Origin of the sequence: Streptomyces sp. NPDC092952 (genome assembly GCF_044754785.1) — a bacterium.
GTDB lineage: Bacteria > Actinomycetota > Actinomycetes > Streptomycetales > Streptomycetaceae > Streptomyces.
The window spans coordinates 47,801-65,240 of record NZ_JBIVPT010000011.1 but is presented as its reverse complement, the minus strand read 5'-3'; the positions used below and the strand labels follow the sequence as shown (position 1 = coordinate 65,240).

Annotated in this window: 17 protein-coding genes; 16 read left to right on the top strand and 1 reads right to left on the bottom strand. The window is 73.7% G+C overall.

The window, feature by feature from the left end; all coding sequences use genetic code 11:
- Window positions 1-65: 65 nt before the first annotated feature.
- Complete coding sequence (locus tag ACIQGQ_RS24625) at window positions 66-590, top strand: hypothetical protein (RefSeq protein WP_402398901.1); 525 nt, start codon at window positions 66-68, stop codon at window positions 588-590.
- An 83-nt stretch (window positions 591-673) separates the two neighbouring features.
- On the opposite strand, the gene ACIQGQ_RS24620 is transcribed toward ACIQGQ_RS24625, so the two are convergent.
- Window positions 674-1,558, bottom strand: coding sequence for an SIS domain-containing protein (locus ACIQGQ_RS24620; protein ID WP_402398899.1), 885 nt, complete (start codon window positions 1,556-1,558; stop codon window positions 674-676).
- 238 nt (window positions 1,559-1,796) lie between these two features.
- Here ACIQGQ_RS24620 and ACIQGQ_RS24615 point away from each other — a divergent pair, with 238 nt between their 5' ends.
- The 15 genes from ACIQGQ_RS24615 (at window position 1,797) to ACIQGQ_RS24545 (ending at window position 17,359) form a co-directional block, all read left to right on the top strand.
- Window positions 1,797-2,597 carry a DeoR/GlpR family DNA-binding transcription regulator gene (locus ACIQGQ_RS24615; RefSeq protein WP_402398897.1) on the top strand — a complete coding sequence of 267 codons (801 nt, stop codon included), beginning with the start codon at window positions 1,797-1,799 and terminating at the stop codon, window positions 2,595-2,597.
- Window positions 2,598-2,891: 294 nt separating this feature from the next.
- Entirely contained in the window at window positions 2,892-3,893 is a 1,002-nt protein-coding gene (locus ACIQGQ_RS24610; protein ID WP_402398896.1) for an MBL fold metallo-hydrolase, read from the top strand.
- A gap of 66 nt (window positions 3,894-3,959) precedes the next feature.
- Window positions 3,960-5,333, top strand: coding sequence for an ATP-binding protein (locus ACIQGQ_RS24605; protein WP_402398894.1), 1,374 nt, complete (start codon window positions 3,960-3,962; stop codon window positions 5,331-5,333).
- Window positions 5,330-5,755, top strand: a complete 426-nt coding sequence (locus ACIQGQ_RS24600; RefSeq protein WP_352273144.1) for a roadblock/LC7 domain-containing protein — start codon at window positions 5,330-5,332, stop codon at window positions 5,753-5,755. The genes ACIQGQ_RS24605 and ACIQGQ_RS24600 overlap by 4 nt, the downstream gene beginning before the upstream one ends.
- Window positions 5,752-6,105, top strand: coding sequence for a DUF742 domain-containing protein (locus tag ACIQGQ_RS24595; RefSeq protein ID WP_402398893.1), 354 nt, complete (start codon window positions 5,752-5,754; stop codon window positions 6,103-6,105). Before ACIQGQ_RS24600 ends, ACIQGQ_RS24595 begins: the two co-directional genes overlap by 4 nt.
- Complete coding sequence (locus ACIQGQ_RS24590) at window positions 6,083-6,697, top strand: GTP-binding protein (protein ID WP_402398891.1); 615 nt, start codon at window positions 6,083-6,085, stop codon at window positions 6,695-6,697. The genes ACIQGQ_RS24595 and ACIQGQ_RS24590 overlap by 23 nt, the downstream gene beginning before the upstream one ends.
- On the top strand, window positions 6,694-7,992 hold the full coding sequence (locus tag ACIQGQ_RS24585; protein WP_402398889.1) for a cytochrome P450: 1,299 nt from the start codon (window positions 6,694-6,696) through the stop codon (window positions 7,990-7,992). The genes ACIQGQ_RS24590 and ACIQGQ_RS24585 overlap by 4 nt, the downstream gene beginning before the upstream one ends.
- A 104-nt stretch (window positions 7,993-8,096) precedes the next feature.
- Window positions 8,097-8,495, top strand: a complete 399-nt coding sequence (locus tag ACIQGQ_RS24580) for a cell division protein SepF (RefSeq protein WP_402398887.1) — start codon at window positions 8,097-8,099, stop codon at window positions 8,493-8,495.
- A 215-nt stretch (window positions 8,496-8,710) separates the two neighbouring features.
- Window positions 8,711-9,937 (top strand): ATP-binding protein, encoded by a 1,227-nt coding sequence (locus ACIQGQ_RS24575; RefSeq protein WP_402398886.1) that lies wholly within the window; start codon window positions 8,711-8,713, stop codon window positions 9,935-9,937.
- Window positions 9,934-10,302, top strand: a complete 369-nt coding sequence (locus ACIQGQ_RS24570; RefSeq protein WP_352273138.1) for a nucleotide pyrophosphohydrolase — start codon at window positions 9,934-9,936, stop codon at window positions 10,300-10,302. Before ACIQGQ_RS24575 ends, ACIQGQ_RS24570 begins: the two co-directional genes overlap by 4 nt.
- A gap of 123 nt (window positions 10,303-10,425) precedes the next feature.
- Window positions 10,426-10,992, top strand: coding sequence for a DUF6099 family protein (locus tag ACIQGQ_RS24565; RefSeq protein WP_402398885.1), 567 nt, complete (start codon window positions 10,426-10,428; stop codon window positions 10,990-10,992).
- A 157-nt stretch (window positions 10,993-11,149) separates the two neighbouring features.
- Window positions 11,150-12,073 carry an LLM class F420-dependent oxidoreductase gene (locus tag ACIQGQ_RS24560; RefSeq protein ID WP_352273136.1) on the top strand — a complete coding sequence of 308 codons (924 nt, stop codon included), beginning with the start codon at window positions 11,150-11,152 and terminating at the stop codon, window positions 12,071-12,073.
- A 19-nt stretch (window positions 12,074-12,092) separates the two neighbouring features.
- Window positions 12,093-13,103: a homocysteine S-methyltransferase gene (gene mmuM / locus ACIQGQ_RS24555; protein ID WP_402398883.1), complete on the top strand. Its 1,011-nt coding sequence runs from the start codon at window positions 12,093-12,095 to the stop codon at window positions 13,101-13,103.
- Between the two features lie 117 nt (window positions 13,104-13,220).
- Entirely contained in the window at window positions 13,221-14,789 is a 1,569-nt protein-coding gene (locus ACIQGQ_RS24550; protein WP_402398881.1) for a 3' terminal RNA ribose 2'-O-methyltransferase Hen1, read from the top strand.
- A complete protein-coding gene (locus tag ACIQGQ_RS24545; RefSeq protein ID WP_402398879.1) occupies window positions 14,786-17,359 on the top strand; it encodes a polynucleotide kinase-phosphatase in 2,574 nt (857 codons plus the stop codon). The genes ACIQGQ_RS24550 and ACIQGQ_RS24545 overlap by 4 nt, the downstream gene beginning before the upstream one ends.
- Window positions 17,360-17,440: the final 81 nt, after the last annotated feature.

Here is a 17,440-nt window from a genome sequence, read left to right as displayed (position 1 = left end):
CCGGCGAGGCCGACGGGGGCGGGGGTCGTTGGCCCGGCACAGCTTCGTCGGCCATACTGCCCGCCGTGGAGCAGCGCATAGATCCGAACACTCAGCCCGGATACGCCGCGGGGACAGATCCGGCGTACGTCCCCGGTCTCACGGTCCCCGCACCGGCCGCGGGACCGGCGACGAGCCCGCAACGGGCCGTCCCGGAACCGGAACCGGAGCCGGAACCGGCGGCGGAGCCCGTCCCCGACGCCCCCGAGGCCTCCGACGCCACCGGCGACGAGGCGCCCGAACCCCCGGCGGCCCGGAAGGAGGCGAAGGACGGGCCCGCGTTCGAGGCGAGCGACCGGCGCGGCTCGATCGCGGCCGACCACGAGGGCATCCGCTTCCGGCTGGACGACCAGGAGGCCGAGTTCCGCTGGGACGAGGTCGCCGCGGTCGAGGTGAGACTGCCCCGGTTCGGCCGCCGGTTCACCGTCGTCGTCCACATGGAGAACCGCCGCTGGTTCAACGCGGAGGTCGACGCACCGGCCAAGAGCCGCCTCAAGGCATGGGCGGAGGAGATGGACGCGGTCCTGGACGCCTACTTCGAGGAGTCCTGACCCCGTCCGTGCACACGCACCTCATGGACGCGGCCGGGCCGGCGGGCACCTGACGACCGCCGGCCCGGCCGCGTCCGCTCCGGTCAGTCGTCGGTGAGGACGACCGAACGGGTCAGGTGGCGAGGGCTGTCCGGGTCGAGGCCGCGGGCGGCGGCGCGGGCGATCGCCAGGCGCTGTACGCGCACCAGCTCGGCGAGCGGGTCGAGGCCGCTCTCCACCCAGCGGGCGCCGGTCGCCAGCACCTGGTCGGCGAGGCCCTCGGGGGCGGTGCCGAACATCCAGGTCGCGGTGGAGTCGGTGGCGATGCTGATCGGGCCGTGACGGTACTCCATCGCGGGGTACGACTCGGTCCAGGAGAGCGACGCCTCCTTCATCTTGAGCGCCGCCTCGTTGGCGAGCCCCACCGTCCAGCCGCGCCCCAGGAAGGTGAACTGCGCGCAGTCCACCAGTCCCTCGGGCAGCGGCTCGGCCAGCGCCGTCTCCGCGTCGCGCACCACGGACTCGGTGTGCAGCCCGAGGTGGGCGCGGAGCAGGGTCAGCAGCGTGGTGGCGAACCGGGTCTGCACCACGGACTTCTCGTCGGCGAAGTCCAGCACCACGACGTCGTCGGCCGCCGCCATCACGGGCGTCTCGGGGTCGGCGGTGATCGCCACGGTACGGGTGGTGCCGCGCACCCGGGCGAGCAGGTCGAGCACCTCGGTCGTGGTCCCGGACCGGGTGAGCGCGACGACCCGGTCGTACGTCCGGCCGAACGGGAACTCCGAGGCGGCGAAGGCGTCGGACTCGCCCTGGCCGGACCCCTCGCGGAGCGCGGCGTACGCCTGGGCCATGTAGAACGAGGTGCCGCAGCCGACGACCGCGACGCGCTCACCGGCGGCGGGCAGGGCGGCCGACTGCGTCCCGGCCAGTTCGGCGGCGCGGCGCCAGCACTCCGGCTGACTGGCCGTCTCGATCTCGACAAATGACACTGTGCACTCCGAACTCGTGGTGAGGCTCGCGAAGAAGCCCGTGAAGAGACGTGCGGCGCATGGCGAAGCCCGCTCATGGATGCTCGATTGTGCACGCTATACGCGCTCTTCGAGCATTATCAAGCAGAGCCTGTGCGGTCGGCTCGACTGTGCGGGGCCCTGTGCGACGCTTGCGCGTGTCCGGTGACCGTACCCGGGGAACGAGCGCCCGACGGCCGGGCCGGTGAGGAGAGTTGTCTTGTCCAGGGATGCCCGGTGGAACGCGCTGCTGGAGCTGGTCGGCAAGAACGGCCGCGTCGACGTCGAGGGCGCCGCGACGGTGCTGGACGTCTCGGCCGCGACCATCCGCCGCGACCTGGACCAGCTCGCCGAGCAGCAGCTGCTCACCCGCACCCGTGGCGGCGCGGTGGCGCACGGTGTCGCCTACGAACTGGCGCTGCGCTACAAGACCGGCCGGCACGCCCCGGAGAAGCAGGCCATCGGCCGCGCGGTCTCCGAACTGGTCGCGGTGGGCGAGGTGGTGGGGCTGACCGGCGGCACGACCGTGACCGAGGTGGCCCGCTCACTCGCGGTGCGCCCCGACATCGTCGGCGAGAACGCGGCCGCGGCGGGCGGCCAGCCGGGGCTGACCGTGGTCACCAACGCCCTCAACATCGCCAACGAGCTGGTGATCCGGCCGCAGATCAAGATCGTGGTGACCGGCGGGGTGGCCCGCCCCCAGTCGTACGAGCTCACCGGCCCGCTGGCCAGCGGGGTGCTGGGCGAGATCACGCTGGACGTCGCGGTGCTGGGGGTCAACGCGATCGACACGGAGCGGGGCGCGTACGTCCACCACGAGGGCGAGGCCAGCATCAACCGGCTGCTCGCCGAGCGGGCGCAGCGGGTGGTGGTGGCCGCCGACTCCTCGAAGATCGGCATGCGGGCCTTCGCCCGGGTCTGCGACCTGGCGCAGGTCGACTTCCTGGTCACGGACAAGGGCGTCACCCCGGAGGCGGCCGCCCGCTTCACGGAGGCCGGGGTCACCGTCGTCGCGGTGTGAGCGAAGTCGGCCACACACTCTGTTCCCGGCAACTATTTTCGGCCATGCTCGGTGGGTAATCGGCCTGATCCCGTTTGGCTGCCGTTCGGCTCCGGTCCGTCGTGGGGCGGGATGTCCCGGGTCGAATGGGTGCGGTATGTCGGGAAGATGGTGGACGAGGGTGGGATGCGCCGGTCTCGCAGGGTCACCGATGTCTTGCGGTCGAGCCGTGTGAGCGATGCTTTTGAGCCAGCGAGGTTGATGGGTGAACGAGTTCGAACGCGTGGCCGGAATCCGGTCGGCATAATCGCGTCCATGTCGATCACGGGTGGAGATGTCGTAGACCTGGGACGGGGCCTTCACGTATGGCTCCCGCCGAAACGGGGCTGGGGGCTGGCCAACTGCGGACTGCTCGTCTCGCCCCGCGGCGCGCTCTGGATCGACACCCCGTACGACACCGTCCTGGCCGGTCAGTTCCTGGCCGAGACGACCAAGCGGCTGCCCGACGGCGTCCACGTCGACCGGATCGTCGTCACCCACGCCAACGGCGACCACTACTGGGGCGCGGGGGTGCTGCCGGACGCGGAGATCATCGCCACCCGCGAGGCCCGCGAGCACATCCACTACGACCCCACGCCGCAGCAGCAGCACGCCCTGGTCACCTCCGCCGACCCGGCCACCCCGCTCGGCGCCTACCTGGCCCGCCACTTCGGCCCCTTCGACTGGTCGCGGACCGAGCCGCCCGTGCCGACCACCTACTTCACCGGCGAACTCGAACTGACCCTGGGCGACCACCCGGTCCGGATCTCCTCGCTGCCGCCCGCCCACACCACCGGTGACCTGATGGTCCATCTGCCCGCCCAGGAAGCGGTGTTCACCGGCGACATCATCTTCTCCAGCACCCCGGAGCGGCCCGGCGACCACCCGGTGCACTGGGCCGGACCGCTGAGCAACCTGATCGCGGCCTGCGAGCGCGTACTGGAGACCGGCGCCACCACCGTCGTCCCGGGCCACGGCCCGATCCTCGACCGGGCCGGGGTGCGCGACCACATCGTCTACCTGGAGTACGTGCGCGAGCGCGCCCACGCCTTCCACACCGCCGGGATCCCCGCCGTCGAGGCCGCCCGCCGGGTGATCGCCGAGCGGCGCTACCCGGAGCTGGGCCTGCCCGAGCGGCTGGTGGTCACGATCGGCAGCGAGTACCGCGACCTCGACGGCTCCGAACTGCCCGGCGTGCTCAAGGTGATGACCGAGGTCGCCACCGTCGCCCAGGAACTGGAGCGGCCGGGCGGACCGGCCGGACCGGCGGAGCGGTAACGTGCGCCGCCGCCCCCGGCCGCAGGGGAATCCCGACGACAGAAGCCACAGAGGCACGGTGACGGCATGGGTTGGATAGTGGCGGTGATCGCCGTCGCCGCGGCCGTGGTGGCGGCGGTCCGCGCGCAGAACGCGGCGCGCGCCGAGCACCTCGCGCTGGCCCGCGCCGAGCTGGCCGAACGCCAGGCGAAGGCCGCCAACGCCCGTACCGCGGCGCTCACCGACGAGATCCGCCAGCTGGCCCGCAACCGCATCCCCGCCACCGCGATCGCCCTCACCCACCCCACCGCCCGGGTCCCCGGGCTGCGGGAGGCGTCCGAGGTCGACGGCGACGCGGCCCGGCTGCTCACCGAGGCGGTGCAGGCGGCCCGCGACGCCGTCCTGGAGGAGCGCGGCCGGGTCGACGCGGCGGCCCGCGCGGCGATGCGCGGCACCTCCGCCAAGATCCAGTCCCTGCTCAACCAGTCCCAGCAGCTGCTGCACGAGCTCCAGCACGAGTACGACGACCCGCGCATCCTGCAACTGGACTTCCGCAACGAGCTCGCGCTGCGGCGCACCCAGGCCACCGCCGTGCTCTGCGACGCCTGGCCGGGGCTGGCCCGCCAGAACTCGCCGCTCGTCGAGATCGTGCTCGGCGCCCAGTCCCGGGTCGCCGGGTACGAACGCGTCAAGGTCTCAAACCACCTGCGCCAGGAACGGCTGGCGGTGGTCGCCCGGGCCGCCGAACCCCTCGCCATCGCCCTGGCCGAACTGCTGGCCAACGCCACCGCGTACTCGCACCCCGACACCGACGTCCAGATCACCCTCCAGCAGAGCGGCGGCCGGGGCGCGTTCCTGGCCGTCGACGACGCGGGCATCGGCATGGACGACGACGCCCTCGACCGGGCACGGACGCTGCTGGCGGGCCCACCGGAGGTCCTGCTGACCGAGCTGGGCGACCCGCCGCGCACCGGATTCGCCGTGGTGGGCCGGCTGATCGCGCAGTACGGCTTCGACTGCCACATCGAGGCGTCGCCCTTCGGCGGCATGCGCACCATCCTGCGCGTCCCCGCCCATCTGCTGACCGTGCTGGACGAGGAGCACACCCTCTCCGCGCTCGCCCCGAAGCCGGTGGCCAAGCCCGCGGCGGCCACCTCTCCCGCCCCGACCGAGCAGGAGACCGCCCCCGTGCCGCATCCCGTCGGCGGGCAGCAGCCGGCCGCCCTGCCCAGCCGGCGCCGCCGCACCCCGCGTCCGGCCCCCGCCCGCACCCCGTCCGCCGCCGAAGCCGCCGACCTCGCCCGGCCGTCCCGTACGCCCGAGCAGGCCGGGGCCTCCTGGGCGGCGCTCCAGCAGGGCACCCTCAACGGCCGGAGCGTCGCCGGGCGGCCGGCCGCACCGGCACCGGAGGACCACGACCACCCGGACGACCGGGACGAGCAAGGAGACGACCAGACGTGAGCGCCCCCACTTCCACCAACGGCGACCTCGCATGGGTGCTGACCCCGCTGCTGGAACTGCCCGGCGTCCAGCACGCCGTGGTCGCCACCGGCGACGGCCTCGTCGAGGGCGCCTCGCCCGGCCTCGACCGTGCCTCCGGCGAACGGGTCGCCGCCATGACCGCCACCCTGCACGCCGCGGCCCGCGCGTTCACCACCGCCTTCACCGACGTCGAGGCGCCGCTGCTGGCCCAGACGGTCGTCGAGTCCGACCAGGGCTTCGCCATCGTCGTACCGGCCGGGAACAACACCACCCTCGCCCTGTTCGCGGAACCCGGCGCCAAGCTCGGCGACATCGCGTACCAGATGCAGGTGCAGGTCAGCGCCCTGAACCGGGCGATGAACGCGCCCGCCCGCCGCCCGGACACCGACGACCGGCCATGACCGCCGGCCCGGGGCGCCGCCTGATACCCGCCTATCTGGTCACCGGCGGCCGGACCCGGCCCGCCGGTCCCGCGCTCGACCGGCTCGACGTACTCGTGCGCACGGACACCGAACTGCCCCCGGGCACCGGCTCGGAACAGCGCAGGCTGTGCGAGCTGCTGGAACCGGGGGCGCTCACCGTCGTCGAGTGCGCGGCCCACCTGGAGCTGCCGGTCAGCGCCACCGTCTTCCTGGCCACGGACCTCGCGGCCGCCGGACATCTGCACACCCGACCGCCCGTCCCCAGCGCCGGGGAGATCGACCGGTCGATCGTCGAGAGGCTGCTCGTTGGACTCCGTTCCCTCCACTGACCGCACCGGTGTCGGCTATCTGCCGACGGCCGCGCGGACCCTGATGAAGATCGTCGTCACGGGCCCGTTCGGTGTCGGCAAGACCACCCTGATCCGCACGCTGTCGGAGATCGCCACGCTCCACACCGAGGAGGCGATGACCCGGTCCAGCATCCGCTTCGACGACACCGCGGGACTGCCGGACAAGACCACCACCACGGTCGCCGTCGACTTCGGCCGGCTCACCGTCCTGGACGACCTGGTGCTGTACCTGTTCGGCACCCCCGGCCAGCAGCGCTTCCTGCCGCTCTGGGAGGACATCGCGCGCGGCGCGCTCGGGGCGCTCGTCCTCGTCGACACCCGCAGGCTCGGCGACTCCTTCGCCGTCATGGACATGGTCGAGGAGCAGGGGCTGCCGTACGCGGTCGCCGTCAACCGCTTCACCGACGCCCCCGTCCACACCGACGAGGTCCTGCGCCGGCACCTCGACCTCGCGCCCGACACCCCGCTGGTCCAGTGCGACGCCCGCGAGCGCCGGGGCAGCATCGACGCCCTGATCGCCCTGGCCGAGCACGTACTCGCCGGGATGCCCCGCCCCGAGGACCCGTCATGACGCCGTACGCACCGCCCCCGGAGCCCCTCGCCCTGTACGGACCGGAGTTCGCGGCCGATCCGCGCGGCCACTACCGGCGGCTGCGCGAGCACGGACCGCTCGCACCCGTCCGGCTCGCCCCCGGCATCGACGCCCTGCTGGTCATCGACTACCAGGCCGCCGTCGACCTGCTGCGCGACACCCACACCTTCACCAAGGACCCGCGCGCCTGGCAGGCCACCGTCCCCGAGGACTCGCCGGTCCTGCCGATGCTCGGCTACCGGCCCACCGCGCTCTTCAGCGACGGCGAGGTGCACGCCCGCTACCGCGCCGCCATCAACGACAGCCTCGCCCTGATCGAACCGCACGCCCTGCGGGCCGAGGTCGCCCGGGTCGCCCAGCGGCTCATCGGCACCTTCTCCGCCACCGGCAGCGGCGACCTCATCTCCCAGTACGCCCGCCTCCTCCCGCTCCACGTACTCGTCACCTCCTTCGGCGTACCGCCCGGCGAAGCCGACCGGATCGTCGAGGGCGTCGCCGGAATGTTCGGCTCGGGCGCCAACGCCGCGAGCGCCTACGCCGATCTCGTCGAGGTCGTCACCGAACTGGTCGCCGCCCGCCGCCGCCGTCCGCGCCGAGACCTGACCTCGTACCTCCTCGGCCATCCGGCCGGTCTCGACAACGACGAGACCGTGCGTCAGATCACCCTGATCATGAGCGCGGGACACGATCCGACAACGAATCTGATCGGCAACGCGCTGCTCCACATGCTCACCGACCCCCGCTATGCCGGTTCGCTGCACGGCGGCGCGATGACGGCCCACGAGGCGATCGACGAAGTCCTCTGGCAGGACCCGCCCCTGGCCAACCTCGCCGCCCACTACCCGCGGCACGACACGGAGTTCCACGGTGTGCGGCTGCGCGCGGGACAGCTCCTCCTGGTCTCGTACGCCGCCGCCAACAGCCGCTCGGAGCCCGGTGTTCCGGAGGCGTCGGGGCCGGAGCACCAGGACCGGACGGTGCGCTCCGGGGCGGGCGCCCACCTCGCCTGGTCGGCGGGGCCGCACCGGTGCCCGGCCAAACAGCCCGCGCTCCTCATCGCGATGACCGCCGTCGAGCAGATCACCAGTCAGCTGTGCGACGCGGAACTGGCCGTTCCGGTGAGCCGGCTGACCTGGCGCCCGGGACCGTTCCACCGCGCCCTGGTCCGCCTTCCTGTACGGTTCACCCCCGTCGACATGAGCGCGGAGGCGTACCGGCTCAGAACCGCCGGAGACACGGCGGACGAGCCCCCGGCGGTGTCGACCGGCCCTTGAACCGTGTCGGTGTTACGCCGAACGGGTGAGTGGCGAGAGAATTGCCCGATGAACAGCGAGCGCAGCCGGCGCAACGCCAACCGAAGCACAGACGGGGTGGACCGGTGAGCAGGTACGACAGGTACGACGTCACGGACGAGCAGTGGGAGGGGCTTGCCCAGGTCGTGCCCTTGCGCGGTCGCAACGAGTGGCCGTCCAGAGTGGACCACCGCGCGGTCCCCGAGGAGACGCCGGCCGCCGGGCAGCGGCGCCTCGTCGTGCTCCGCGTCCAGGTCTTCGCGGACGCCCGGGAAGTGGCCGAGTACCTGATCGCGCAGGTCCCGGTGCTGCTCGACCTGACCAGTGCCGAGACCGACGTGGCCAAGCGCATCCTGGACTTCACCAGCGGGGTGGTCTTCGGCCTCGGCAGCGGGATGCACCGGGTCGACCGGAACGTCTTCCTGCTCTCCCCGGTCGGCATGGAGGTCGACGGGGTGACGGCGGCGGGTCTGGCCGGCCACTGAGCCCGGCCGGCCCGGATCCGGCCGGCCCGAATCCGGTGGCTGTGATCCGGTTGGCCTGATATGGCTGCCCTGATCCAGTCGTCCCGGTCCGGGCGGAAGGTCCTTAGCCGACCGGGGCGCCGTCCGGCGGGGCTGGACGCCTCAGTACCCCGATCGTAGGAAGGTCGTTCAGGAGGAACGGTTCGCCGGACCGTGGTCCGCCTACCGTCCCGCCCATGACCGCACTCCGACCGGGGGTCACCCCGTCATCGCCCGCCTGCCCCTCCGGGCCCGGCCGCCCGCCCGCCGCCACGCGTCGTCCGGCCGGCCCGGAGGCCGCGCGGCGCTCCGCCGGACCCGTCGTCACCGAACTGCGGCTGTCCGCCTTCGCCGCGCACCGGGGCGCCGTCTTCCCGATCGGCCCGGTCACCCTCTTCGGCGGGCCCGGGGGCAGCGGCAAGACGAGTGCGCTGCGGGCGTACGAGGCGCTGGCCCGACTCGGCGGCGGGGAGCCGCTGGCGGAGGTGTTCCCGGACCCGGCGGGGTGCGTGCCCGAGCGGGCGGCGGCCGACGCGCAGGGGAGGCGCGGCTTCCGGATCGGGTGCACGACGGACGGCCCGGCGGGACCGGTGCGGCTCGACATCGCCGTACAGGCCGAACCGGCCCTGCGGATCGTCGGCGAACGGCTCACCGGCGGCGGCGAGACGCTGCTCAGCACCGCGCTGCGCGACCCGGGCCGCTCCATGGTCCAGGCGGCCTGGCACACCGCGGGCACGGTACCGGTGACCAGGGCGCCGCTCCCCGACGACCGGCTCGGCACGGCCCTGCTGCCGCTGCGCGTCGCGGGCCGGACCGAGGGGCAGTTACGGGTCCTGGCCGCCGCCGAACAGACGGTGGTGGCGCTCCGCTCGGTCTTCGCGTGCGAACCGCAGCCGCAGGGGATGCGGGCCCCCGTACCGGCCGGTGACGGCAGGCTGCGGCGCGGCTGCGACAACCTCGCGGCGGCGCTGGACCGCCACACCCGGTGCGGGCGCCGGCACGCCCGGCTGGTCGCGGCGGCCCGCGCCGGGTGCGCCGGTCCGGTGACGGCCCTGGGCGTGGAGCGGCTCGCGAACGGGTCGCTGCGGGCGACCCTGGGCCGGGACGGGGGAGCGGTCACCCCGGTCGGCCGCCTCGGGGACGGCGAGCTGCGGTACCTGGCCCTCGCCCTGGTGCTGCTGACCGACCCCGGGGCGCTGGCGGTGGACGCGGTACGGGAGGTGCCGCCGGCGATGCAGACCCTCACGGTGCTGGCCGACGGGCTGGACCGGGACCTGGACGGGCGGCAGCTGCGCGAACTGCTCGCCCTGGCCGCGTCGATCGGTGCCGCCGGACATCTCCGGCTGGTCGGCACGGTCGGTGAACCGGGGGCGTCACGGGCCCGGGAGGTGCCCGGAGTGACGGTGGTAGACCTGGGTCCGTGACCGAACTCGATGTACAGACACTGCAACGACGGCTCGCCGCCTTCGCGGCCGCACGGGACTGGGAGCCCTACCACACACCGAAGAACCTGGCGGCGGCGCTCAGCGTCGAGGCCGCCGAACTGCTGGAGATCTTCCAGTGGCTGACACCGGAGCAGTCGGCCCGGGTGATGGAGCGGCCGGAGACGGCGCACCGGGTCGCGGACGAGGTCGCGGACGTGCTCGCGTACCTCCTCCAGTTCTGCGAGGTGCTGGGGATCGACGCCCTCGTGGCGCTGTCGGAGAAGATCGACCGGAACGAGTCCCGGTTCCCCGCGCCGGGGCGCCGGAACCCACCCGAATCCGGCGATCGTCACTCTTCGGAGTGATCGACTTCTCCACAATCGATTTAGTGTCCATAGATTTCCGAATTCCTCTGGCTTTTCGGTGCTGCTGACCTCACTGTGGGTAATGGATGAGGTGAGCGGCTTTTCGCACGGACGGGGGAACGCATGGAAGCGGAAAGGTTGGTGGCGGTCAGCCGGCGTGCCCTGGCGCAGAGCAGGGGGACGCCGGACATCATCGCCGAGGCCTGGCAGGCGCAGGCGCTGGCCCAGGCGATCGGCAGCCGCCTGGCGGCCGACGGGCCCAAGGATTTACGGGGTGAGGCGCTCGGTCTGAGCGAGATCGGCGGCCGCAGCGGCGGGACGCTGGAGCATCCCGCGGCGCGGGCCGGGGTGGCGCGGGCGGCGCAGCTCTCCGCGCTCTCCGATCCCCGGTCGGTGCTGACGGAGCTGTGCACGCTGCTCGGGGAGGTCGGGATGGCCCTGGTCGGGGTGGCCTGCGAGACCGACGACCAGGGGCTCTACTGGCAGTGCATGGAGGCGATCGACGCGGCCGACGAGTCGATGGACCGGGTCCACGGGATGCTCCGCCGTCTCGACGAGCGGGACCGGGAGCGGCAGCAGGATCTGGAGCGCGGCCGGGAGCGCGACGGCCCGTACGGGGTGTACGAGGCGGTCGCCCGTCCCGCGGGTGCGACCACCGCCGGGCGGGGCCGCGCCCGGCTCCGGGAGTGACCGGCCCGGCGGTGACCGGTTCAGGGAGCGGCCGCTCCGGGGCCGGCAGCCGCGGCCGTCCGGTCCCGGGGCCGGTGCGGCCCGGGATTCCGGTGGTGACATCGCCCGGGGGAGGCCGGAGCGCGGCGGAGGGTGGCCGGAGGTGCAGGATGGAGGCATGGATCTCCGCATCTTCACCGAGCCCCAGCAAGGGGCGAGCTACGACACCCTGCTCACCGTCGCCAAGGCGACCGAGGACCTCGGCTTCGACGCCTTCTACCGCTCCGACCACTACCTGCGCATGGGACCGGGGGACGGGCTGCCCGGCCCGACCGACGCCTGGATCACCCTGGCCGGGCTGGCCCGCGAGACCAGCCGGATCAGGCTCGGCACGCTGATGACGGCGGGGACCTTCCGGCTCCCCGGCGTGCTTGCCATCCAGGTCGCGCAGGTCGACCAGATGTCCGGCGGCCGGGTCGAACTCGGCCTCGGTGCGGGCTGGTTCGAGGAGGAGCACAAGGCGTACGGGATTCCGTTCCCGAAGGAGAAGTTCGGCAGGCTGGAGGAGCAGCTGGAGATCGTCACCGGGCTCTGGGCGACCGAGGTCGGCCAGACGTACAGCTTCGACGGCACCTACTACCAGCTCACCGACTCGCCCGCGCTGCCCAAGCCTGCCCAGGCCAAGGTGCCGGTGCTGATCGGTGGCCACGGAGCCACCCGGACGCCGAGGCTGGCCGCCCGCTACGCCGACGAGTTCAACATCCCGTTCGCCTCGCTGGAGGACAGCGAGAAGCAGTTCGGCCGGGTCCGGGACGCGGCGAAGGCGGCCGGCCGCGCGCCGGACGACCTGGTGTACTCCAACGCCCTGGTGGTCTGCGTCGGCAAGAACGACGCGGAGGTCGCGCGGCGCGCCGCCGTCATCGGGCGCGAGGTCGAGGAGCTGAAGGCGAACGGGCTCGCGGGCTCGCCCGCCGAGGTGGTCGACAAGATCGGCCAGTACGGTGCGATCGGCTCGTCCCGGATCTACCTCCAGGTCCTGGACCTGGACGATCTGGACCACCTTGAGCTGATCTCCTCTCAGGTCATGTCCCAGCTGGGCTGAGTCCCGAGGAGGCCGCCCCATGTCCCCCGCCCCTACCGGTCCCACCGGCGCGACGGGCCCCACCGGTCTCTCGGTTTCCGCCGGTCCGTCGGGCTCCGGAGGGGAGCCCCGACCGCCCGGCGCCGCACCGGTCCGTCGGCTCGGCCGGGCCCTGGCGGCGGGGCCGGTGCTCCTCGACGGCGGGCTCTCCAACCAGTTGGAGGCGGAGGGCTGCGATCTGTCCGACGCCCTGTGGTCGGCCCGGCTGCTGATCGACGGGCCGGAGCTGATCGAGGCGGCGCACACCGCCTACGCGCGGGCCGGTGCGCAGGTGCTCACCACGGCCGGGTACCAGGCCACGTTCGAGGGGTTCGCCCGACGTGGGATCGGCCGGGCGGAGGCGGCGGAGCTGTTCGCCCGCAGCGTCCGGCTGGCGCGCCGGGCGGCCGGGGCGGTGGCGCGGGACGTCTGGGTGGCCGGTTCGGTCGGCCCGTACGGGGCGATGCTGGCGGACGGCAGCGAGTACCGGGGCCGGTACGGGCTCTCCGTCGGCGAGCTGGAGCGCTTCCACCGGCCCCGGATCGAGGCGCTGGCCGCGGCCGGGCCCGATGTGCTGGCGCTGGAGACGGTGCCGGACACCGAGGAGGCCGAGGCATTGCTGCGGGCGGTCGAGGGGTGCGGGCTGCCCGTCTGGCTGTCGTACAGCGTGGCGGGCGGCCGGACCAGGGCGGGGCAGTCGCTGGAGACGGCGTTCGGCCTGGTCCGGGGGCGCGGCGACGTGCTGGCCGTGGGGGTGAACTGCTGCGATCCGGCGGAGGCGGGCCGGGCGGTGGAGGTGGCCGCCGAGGTGAGCGGAAAGCCGGTCGTCGTCTATCCGAACAGCGGCGAGCGGTGGGAGCCGGGCGGCCGGGGCTGGGCCGGCGCCCCCACGTTCACCGCGGCGGCGGCGAGCCGCTGGGCGGCGGCCGGGGCCCGGCTGATCGGCGGCTGCTGCCGGGTCGGCCCGGGGACCGTCGCGGAACTGGCCGGTGTGCTCGGGGCCGGGACATGACCAGCGGGCGGGACGGGGGCGTGGGTGTGAGGAAGGGCCTGGGCCGGGGGCGGGCCGGGCTTCCGGGCAGGGGAAAATGCCTGGTGGGGGTGGAACGGGCGACCCATACTCGGATGCGTGTTCCTGACGATCAGTACCACCGGCAATCCGGAGCGCCCGGCGACCGATCTCGGCTTTCTGCTGCACAAGCACCCCGAGAAGGCGCAGGCGTTCTCCACCTCGCATGGCATCGCCCATGTCTTCTACCCCGAGGCGTCCGACGAGCGCTGCACAGCGGCGCTCCTGCTGGAGGTCGATCCCGTCGCCCTGGTGCGCCGGGGCCGGGGCAAGGGCCGGGGCGGCGCTCCCGACGCGGCGCTCGCGCAGTACGTCAACGACCGTCCGTACGCGGCCTCCTCGCTGCTGTCCGTCGCCATGAGCACGGTCTTCAAGTCCGCGCTCAAGGGGGTGTGCCGGGTGCTGCCCGAGCGGGCGCGGACACCGATGCCGCTGCGGATCGAGGTGCCCGCGCTGCCCGCCCGGGGCGGCGCGGAGCTGGTGCGCAAGCTCTTCGCCCCGCTGGGCTGGACGAGCGTGGACGCCGTGGCCGTGCCGTTGGACGAGAAGTTCCCCGAGTGGGGCGACTCGCGGTACGTACGGGTGGTGCTCGAAGGGGAGCTGCGGCTGGCCGACGCGCTGCGGCAGCTGTACGTGCTGCTGCCGGTGCTGGACGACGCCAAGCACTACTGGGTCGCCCCCGACGAGGTGGACAAGCTGCTGCGGGCGGGAGAGGGCTGGCTCGCCGCCCACCCCGAGCAGAAGCTGATCACCAGCCGCTACCTCTCCCGCCGCTGGGGGCTGACCCGGCAGGCGATGCAGCAGCTCGAACTGGTGCGGCTCGCCGAGTCGGACGACCTCGATGTGGACGCCCTCGACAACGCCGTGGACGAGACGGCCGACACGGAGGAGAAGCCGGTCCCGCTCGCCGAGCAGCGGCGCGCCGCGATCCTCGGCGCGCTGCGCGCGGCCGGTGCGGGCCGCGTCCTCGACCTGGGCTGCGGCCAGGGCCAGTTGGTGCAGGCCCTGCTCAAGGACCCGTCGTTCAAGGAGATCGTCGGCGTCGACGTGTCCGTGCGCGCCCTCACCATCGCGGCCCGGCGGCTGAAGCTGGAGCGGATGGGGGAGCGGCAGGCCGCCCGGGTGGAGCTCCGGCAGGGCTCGCTCACGTACACCGACAAGCGGCTCAAGGGCTATGACGCGGCCGTGCTCAGCGAGGTGATCGAACACCTCGACCTGCCGAGGCTGCCCGCGCTGGAGTACGCCGTCTTCGGCGCGGCCCGCCCCCGGACCGTCCTCGTGACCACACCGAACGTCGAGTACAACGTCCGCTGGGAGAGCCTCCCCGCCGGGCATGTGCGCCACGGCGACCACCGCTTCGAGTGGACCAGGGCCGAATTCCGGTCCTGGGCCGCCGAAGTGGCGCGGCGTCACGGGTACCGGGTCGCCTTCGTGCCCGTGGGGACCGACGACCCGGAGGTGGGACCGCCCACCCAGATGGCCGTCTTCACCCGGGGCACGACGGACGAGACCACGGCCACGACCGAAGGAACCGCCGGAGCGACCGGAACCACCGCCGCCGGAGCGACCGGAACCACCGCCGCCGGAGCAACCGCGACCACCGCCGAGAAGGAGGCGAACGCCGCATGACCAGTACCCCGCGCACCCTCCCGGTGACCGACCTCTCCCTGGTGGTCCTCGTCGGGGCCACCGGCTCCGGCAAGTCCACCTTCGCCCGCGACCACTTCAAGCCCACGGAGATCGTCTCCTCGGACTTCTGCCGGGGCCTGGTCGCCGACGACGAGAACGACCAGAGCGCCAGCTCGGACGCCTTCGACGTGCTCCACTACATCGTCGGCAAGCGGCTGGCGGCCGGCCGGCTGACCGTCGTGGACGCGACCAACGTGCAGTCCGAGAGCCGCAAACAGCTGGTCCGGCTGGCCCGGAGCCACGACGTGCTGCCCATCGCGATCGTCCTCGACCTGCCCGAGGAGGTCTGCGCCGCACGGAACGCGACCCGTCCCGACCGCGCCACCCTGCCCCGCCACGTCATCCAGCGCCACCGCCGCGAACTGCGCCGCTCGCTGCGCGGCCTGGAGCGCGAGGGCTTCCGCAAGGTGCACATCCTGCGCACCGAGGAGGAGGCCGCCCACGCCGAAGTGGTGCTGGAGCGCCGCTACAACGACCTGCGCCACCTCACCGGCCCCTTCGACATCATCGGTGACATCCACGGGTGCAGCTCCGAGCTGGAGACCCTGCTCGGCAGGCTCGGCTACGTCGACGGCACGCACCCCGAGGGGCGCACCGCGGTCTTCGTCGGAGACCTGGTCGACCGGGGCCCCGACAGCCCGGGCGTCCTGCGCCGGGTCATGTCCATGGTCGCCTCGGGCGACGCCCTGTGCGTACCGGGCAACCACGAGAACAAGCTCGGCCGGTACCTGAAGGGCCGCGCGGTCCAGCACACGCACGGTCTCGCCGAGACCATCGAGCAGCTGGACCGGGAGGACGAGAGGGACCCGGCATTCCGGGAGCGGGTGCGGGAGTTCATCGAGGGGCTCGTCAGCCACTACGTCCTCGACGGCGGCGGGCTCGTCGTCTGCCACGCCGGGCTGCCCGAGAAGTACCACGGACGCACCTCCGGCCGGGTCCGCTCGCACGCGCTGTACGGGGACACCACCGGCGAGACCGACGAGTTCGGCCTGCCCGTGCGCTACCCGTGGGCGGAGGACTACCGGGGCCGGGCCGCCGTGGTCTACGGGCACACCCCGGTCCCCAACGCCTCCTGGGTCAACAACACCATCTGCCTGGACACCGGGGTCGTCTTCGGCGGGAAGATGACCGCGCTGCGCTGGCCGGAGCGGGAACTGGTCGACGTACCGGCCGAGAAGGTCTGGTACGAGCCGGTCCGGCCGCTGACCACCGGGGCGCCCGGCGGCCGGGAGGGCCGGCCGCTCGACCTCGACGACGTCCGGGGCCGCCGGATCGTGGAGACCCGGCACATGGGCCGGATCGCGGTCCGCGAGGAGAACGCCGCCGCCGCGCTCGAAGTGATGAGCCGGTTCGCCGTCGACCCGCGGCTGCTCGGGTACCTGCCCCCGACCATGGCGCCCACCGCCACCTCGCGCGAGGACGGCTATCTGGAGCACCCGGCCGAGGCCTTCGCGCAGTACCGGGCGGACGGGGTCGCCCGGGTGGTGTGCGAGGAGAAGCACATGGGCTCGCGCGCGGTGGCCCTGGTCTGCCGGGACGCCGCGGCCGCCCGGGAGCGGTTCGGCGTGGGCGGCGACCCGGACGCGTCCGGGACCGCCGGCGGGCCGACCGGGGCGCTGTACACCCGTACCGGACGGCCGTTCCTCGACGACGCGGCGCTGACCGAGGAGATCCTCGGCCGGCTGCGCGCCGCCGTCACCGCGGCCGGGCTCTGGGAGGAGTGGGACACCGACTGGGTGCTGCTCGACGCCGAGCTGCTGCCCTGGTCCCTGAAGGCGGCCGGGCTGCTGCGCTCGCAGTACGCCGCGGTCGGTGCCGCGTCCGGCGCGGTCCTCCCGGAGGCCAACGCGGCACTGGCCGCGGCGGCGGCCCGGGGCGTGGACGTCGGTGCGCTGGCCGCACGCCAGCGGGGCCGGACCGAGGACGCCGCCGCGTTCACCGAGGCGTACCGCCGGTACTGCTGGAGCACCCAGGGGCTGGACGGGGTGCGGTTCGCGCCCTTCCAGGTCCTCGCGGTGCGGGGCCGTTCGCTGGCCTCGGTGGCCCACGACGAGCAGCTGGCCTGGCTCGACCGCCTGGTCGCGCACGACCCGACCGGGCTGCTGCGGACCACCGGCCGGCTGGTCGTCGACACCGGGGACGAAGCGTCGGTGCGCGCCGGTATCGACTGGTGGCTGGAGATGACCGGCGACGGCGGCGAGGGCATGGTCGTAAAACCGCTCGGCGCGCTGGTCCGGGACGGGAAGGACCGGCTCGTCCAGCCGGGTGTCAAGGTGCGCGGCCGGGAGTACCTCCGGATCATCTACGGCCCCGAGTACACCCGCCCGGAGAACCTGGAGCGGCTGCGCGACCGGTTCCTCGGCCACAAGCGGTCGCTGGCGCTGCGGGAGTACGCGCTGGGGCTCGAAGCGCTGGACCGGCTGGCCGAGGGGGAGCCGCTGTGGCGGGTCCACGAGGCGGTGTTCGCGGTGCTGGCCCTGGAGTCGGAGCCGGTCGACCCGAGGCTCTGACCCCGGCCGGTGAGCCGGTCCGGCACCGGTCGCGGCGGTCCACGGGCCGCCGCGACCGGTACCGGGGCGCTGTCGGGGACG

Excerpts from the sequence above, each read along its gene's own strand:
- ACIQGQ_RS24585 (WP_402398889.1), top strand. The coding sequence starts at position 6,694 with ATGACGCCGTACGCACCGCCCCCGGAGCCCCTCGCCCTGTACGGACCG.
- ACIQGQ_RS24605 (WP_402398894.1), top strand. The coding sequence starts at position 3,960 with ATGGGTTGGATAGTGGCGGTGATCGCCGTCGCCGCGGCCGTGGTGGCG.
- ACIQGQ_RS24610 (WP_402398896.1), top strand. The coding sequence starts at position 2,892 with ATGTCGATCACGGGTGGAGATGTCGTAGACCTGGGACGGGGCCTTCAC.
- ACIQGQ_RS24595 (WP_402398893.1), top strand. The coding sequence starts at position 5,752 with ATGACCGCCGGCCCGGGGCGCCGCCTGATACCCGCCTATCTGGTCACC.
- mmuM (WP_402398883.1), top strand. The coding sequence starts at position 12,093 with ATGTCCCCCGCCCCTACCGGTCCCACCGGCGCGACGGGCCCCACCGGT.
- ACIQGQ_RS24545 (WP_402398879.1), top strand. The coding sequence starts at position 14,786 with ATGACCAGTACCCCGCGCACCCTCCCGGTGACCGACCTCTCCCTGGTG.
- ACIQGQ_RS24565 (WP_402398885.1), top strand. The coding sequence starts at position 10,426 with ATGGAAGCGGAAAGGTTGGTGGCGGTCAGCCGGCGTGCCCTGGCGCAG.
- ACIQGQ_RS24560 (WP_352273136.1), top strand. The coding sequence starts at position 11,150 with ATGGATCTCCGCATCTTCACCGAGCCCCAGCAAGGGGCGAGCTACGAC.
- ACIQGQ_RS24575 (WP_402398886.1), top strand. The coding sequence starts at position 8,711 with ATGACCGCACTCCGACCGGGGGTCACCCCGTCATCGCCCGCCTGCCCC.